The sequence below is a fragment of the Rahnella sp. GSA61A genome (assembly GCF_019969905.1).
Lineage (GTDB): Bacteria > Pseudomonadota > Gammaproteobacteria > Enterobacterales > Enterobacteriaceae > Rahnella > Rahnella aceris.
The window spans coordinates 1-4,249 of sequence record NZ_JAHXYO010000044.1; the positions used below are offsets into that span (position 1 = coordinate 1).

The following is a 4,249-nucleotide window of genomic DNA, read 5'->3' on the forward strand; positions in this document are numbered from 1 at the left end:
TACAGCAACGCAGCGATGCTAAAACTGCCCTCGAGACGTGAGCGTGAATATGTCAGGGAAGTGAGAGAAAAAAGGTCGAAATATCCCTTAAAAAACAATGCCGGTCACCTTAAGTGACCGGCATTAGGCCGAAGCCCCTTTGACGATTATCCTCACATTCCGGTGGTCAAGCACCGGAAGCGTAAGAATTACAGTACGTCGATTGCGTTCAGTTCTTTGAATGCCAGTTCCAGGCGAGTCACCATGGAAGACTGTGCAGAACGCAGCCATACGCGCGGGTCATAGAATTTCTTGTTAGGTTTGTCCGCGCCTTCCGGGTTACCCAACTGACCTTGCAGGTAAGCTTCGTTTTTCTTGTAGAACTGCAGGATACCGTCCCAGTTAGCCCACTGAGTGTCGGTATCGATGTTCATTTTGATAACACCGTAACCTACAGATTCTTTGATTTCTGCTGCAGTAGAACCGGAACCGCCGTGGAATACGAAGTTCAAGCTGTTGTGTGGCAGGTTATGTTTCTTACACACGTATTCCTGAGAATCACGCAGGATCGTTGGAGTCAGTTTAACGTTACCTGGTTTGTAAACACCGTGTACGTTACCGAATGACGCAGCGATAGTGAAACGCGGGCTGATGGCGTTCAGTTTTTCGTATGCATAATCAACGTCTTGCGGTTGAGTGTACAGTGCAGATGCGTCCATATGGCTGTTGTCTACGCCATCTTCTTCACCGCCGGTACAACCCAGTTCGATTTCCAGAGTCATGTCGATTTTTGCCATGCGAGCTAAATACTTGCTGCAAATTTCGATGTTTTCTTCCAGAGACTCTTCAGACAGGTCGATCATGTGAGAAGAGAACAGTGGTTTACCGGTTTTCGCGTAGTGAGCTTCACCCGCGTCCAGCAGTCCGTCGATCCATGGCAGCAGTTTTTTCGCGCAGTGGTCGGTGTGCAGGATAACTGGCACGCCGTAATGTTCTGCCATCTGATGCACATGGTGTGCGCCAGAGATTGCACCCAGGATTGCCGCGCCTTGTGGCACGTCAGTTTTCAGGCCTTTACCGGCGATGAAAGCAGCGCCACCGTTAGAGAACTGAACGATAACCGGTGAACGGACTTTCGCAGCAGCTTCGAGAACGGCGTTGATAGAGTCGGTGCCTACGCAGTTAACCGCTGGCAGAGCAAATTTGTTTTCTTTAGCAATAGCGAAAACTTTCTGTACATCATCACCAGTGATAACGCCTGGTTTTACGAAATCAAAAATTTTAGACATAGTTCTTTGTCCTGTATTCGTCGGCCGTAGATGGATTGAATCGGTTTGCTATGTCGCGCGGGCTCCACTGTGCAGCCCCCCGCGCGGCAAAGAAGAACGGACAGCATTATGCTCCCCGTTCAGGGTTCATTACTTCTTAGCACGCTCTTCCAGCATCACAACCGCTGGCAGTGCTTTCCCTTCAACGAATTCCAGGAATGCGCCACCGCCAGTGGAGATATAGGAAATTTTGTCAGCGATACCGAACAAATCGATAGCTGCCAGTGTGTCGCCGCCGCCTGCGATAGAGAATGCATCGCTGTCAGCAATAGCCTGCGCCACAATTTCGGTCCCTTTACGGAAGTTAGGGAACTCGAACACGCCTACAGGACCATTCCACAGAATGGTTTTAGCGTTTTTAATGATCTCAGCCAGGCGGTATGCAGACTCATCGCCCATGTCGAGAATTTGTTCGTCATCTTTGATGTCTTTAACAGACTTCACCGTTGCAACGGCTGTTTCAGAGAACTCAGTCGCCACGCGAACATCGGTAGGAACAGGAATGTCGCAGGTTTCCAGCAATTTGCTTGCGGTGCCGACCAGGTCTGCTTCGTACAGGGATTTACCGACGTTGTTGCCTTGAGCAGCCACGAAGGTGTTCGCGATACCACCGCCAACGATCAGCTGGTCAGCGATTTTAGACAGGGAATCCAGAACGGTCAGTTTGGTAGAAACTTTAGAACCGCCAACGATAGCCACCATCGGACGTGCCGGGTTACCCAGCGCTTTACCCAGTGCTTCCAGTTCTGCAGACAGCAGCGGACCGGCACAGGCGATCGGAGCAAATTTGCCCACGCCGTGAGTAGAAGCTTGCGCGCGGTGCGCGGTACCAAATGCGTCCATCACATAGATGTCACACAGGGCAGCATATTTTTTGGACAGGGCTTCGTCGTCTTTCTTTTCGCCTTTGTTAAAGCGAACGTTTTCCAGAACCACCAGCTCACCTTCGGCAACTTCAACACCATCAAGGTAATCTTTCGCCAGACGTACTGGGGATTTCAGATGCTCTTTCAGGTAATTAACAACCGGCAGCAGAGAAAACTCTTCGTTATATTCGCCTTCAGTCGGACGACCCAGATGCGAGGTAACCATCACGCGTGCGCCTTGTTTCAGGGCAATTTCGATGGTTGGTAAAGAAGCGCGGATACGTGCATCTGACGTTACTTTGCCATCTTTAACTGGCACGTTCAGATCGGCACGGATTAGTACGCGTTTACCCGCTAAATCCAGATCGCTCATCTTAATAACAGACATGGTGAATCCTCTCGTTGATTCTCTTTAAAGTTGCTTGAAGGCCGTTTCGGTCGGGAGACCGGAACAGCCGTACTAGAAACCGCTAGCGGACATTGCCAATGTTGTATCCAACATTCGGTTGGCAAAACCCCACTCGTTATCGCACCAGACCAGTGTCTTAATCAGGTGCTGTCCACTTACCCGCGTCTGCGTTCCATCTACGATGGCGCTATGGGGATCATGGTTAAAATCTGTCGAGACTAATGGTAGTTCGGTATAGTCAACAATACCACGAAAAGCACCTGTTGCAGCCTTTTGCAGCAACTGGTTAACCTCGCCTACCGTCACAGAACCCTCGACAAATACACTCAGATCAATGGCTGTGACATTGATTGTCGGCACACGCACCGAGATCGCTTCAAAGCGATCGCAGAATTTGGGCATGATGCGTGTGATCCCTGCGGCCAGCTTGGTATCGACCGGGATAATGGACTGGCTGGCGGCGCGCGTACGGCGTAAATCCGCATGGTACGCATCGATAACCGGTTGGTCATTCATTGAGGAATGGATGGTCGTTACCGTGCCGGACTCAATGCCAAAAGCATCGTCGAGCAGTTTGATCACAGGGATAATACAGTTGGTGGTGCAGGACGCATTGGACACAATGCGGTGCTGACGTTCGAGCAACTGGTGGTTCACACCGTAAACCACCGTGGCGTCAAGATCATGAGCGCCCGGATGCGCGAACAGAATTTTTTTGGCGCCAGCCGCAAGCTGGGCTTCACCGTCTGCACGGCTGCCATAAACGCCAGTGCAATCAAGCACGACGTCAATGCTCAGTTCGCCCCACGGCAACTGGCTGGCATCAGACTGATGAAGTAAACGGATGGAGTCATCGCCGACGTAAAGGTTTTCACCTTCCTGGCGGACATCCCAGGCAAAGCGCCCGTGGCTGGAGTCGTATTTAAGCAGATGTGCCATGCCTTCAGGGCTGGCGATTTCATTGATGGCAATGACGGAGATTTCCGCCCGACGCCCGGATTCGTATAACGCGCGCAATACGCTACGGCCAATGCGACCAAAGCCATTAATTGCAATACGTATTGGCATACATCTCCCTGTTACACGGTTGTTACTCAATATCAGTAACACCTATAGTAATGCAGCGTGCGTTTACGGTGAATCACCATCATCATCTGTCCGCACAATGCATGCGGCAGAAAAGTTTCAGTTTCAGGCACGATAACAACCTGGTGACGATGTTAAGCTCAAATAGCCTGACTGAAACGGTTCAGCTGAGAATAAACCAAACGATGAATAAAAGGAATAATTCGTAGAACAACCCCGCATTAATCGCGCCGATCGCTGAAAAAAACACCAGTCAATTCTGTATATTCACAGTGATTTTACTTTTTCGTCACCTTTTCGACAGTGATTTTTCGCAAAAAATGACCGAATGAAACATTTTCAGAATGCAGGCAGTGTAACCGAGTCCGCATCAGAAGGGTTTGACCTGCGTCATTTCGTACGAAACTGAGAACCGGCGCATGAAAATGCAGGCGAAAAAAAAGCACCCGAAGGTTAATGCCGATCGTTTAAGGATCAGTTGACCGATCCGGTGGCTCGTGTAAAAAGGGTTCATGCTCATCATGGACCCTTTTTAAATGGAACTTTCACAAGCTCTCGGTATTATCAATCTTACTGCCCCC

At 50.0% G+C, this 4,249-nt stretch carries 3 protein-coding genes; all 3 read right to left on the reverse strand.

All coding sequences use genetic code 11. The features are described 5' to 3' along the window. Nucleotides 1–188 precede the first annotated feature (188 nt). Complete coding sequence (gene fbaA, locus LC431_RS26100; RefSeq protein ID WP_013576802.1) at nt 189–1,268, reverse strand: class II fructose-bisphosphate aldolase; 1,080 nt, start codon at nt 1,266–1,268, stop codon at nt 189–191. Nucleotides 1,269–1,397: 129 nt separating this feature from the next. Beyond that, a complete protein-coding gene (gene pgk, locus LC431_RS26105) occupies nt 1,398–2,561 on the reverse strand; it encodes a phosphoglycerate kinase (protein ID WP_013576803.1) in 1,164 nt (387 codons plus the stop codon). A gap of 72 nt (nt 2,562–2,633) precedes the next feature. Beyond that, on the reverse strand, nt 2,634–3,650 hold the full coding sequence (gene epd, locus LC431_RS26110; RefSeq protein ID WP_013576804.1) for an erythrose-4-phosphate dehydrogenase: 1,017 nt from the start codon (nt 3,648–3,650) through the stop codon (nt 2,634–2,636). Between the last annotated feature and the right edge of the window lie 599 nt (nt 3,651–4,249).

Coding starts and splice junctions, on each gene's coding strand:
- fbaA (WP_013576802.1), bottom strand. CDS start 1,268: ATGTCTAAAATTTTTGATTTCGTAAAACCAGGCGTTATCACTGGTGAT.
- pgk (WP_013576803.1), bottom strand. CDS start 2,561: ATGTCTGTTATTAAGATGAGCGATCTGGATTTAGCGGGTAAACGCGTA.
- epd (WP_013576804.1), bottom strand. CDS start 3,650: ATGCCAATACGTATTGCAATTAATGGCTTTGGTCGCATTGGCCGTAGC.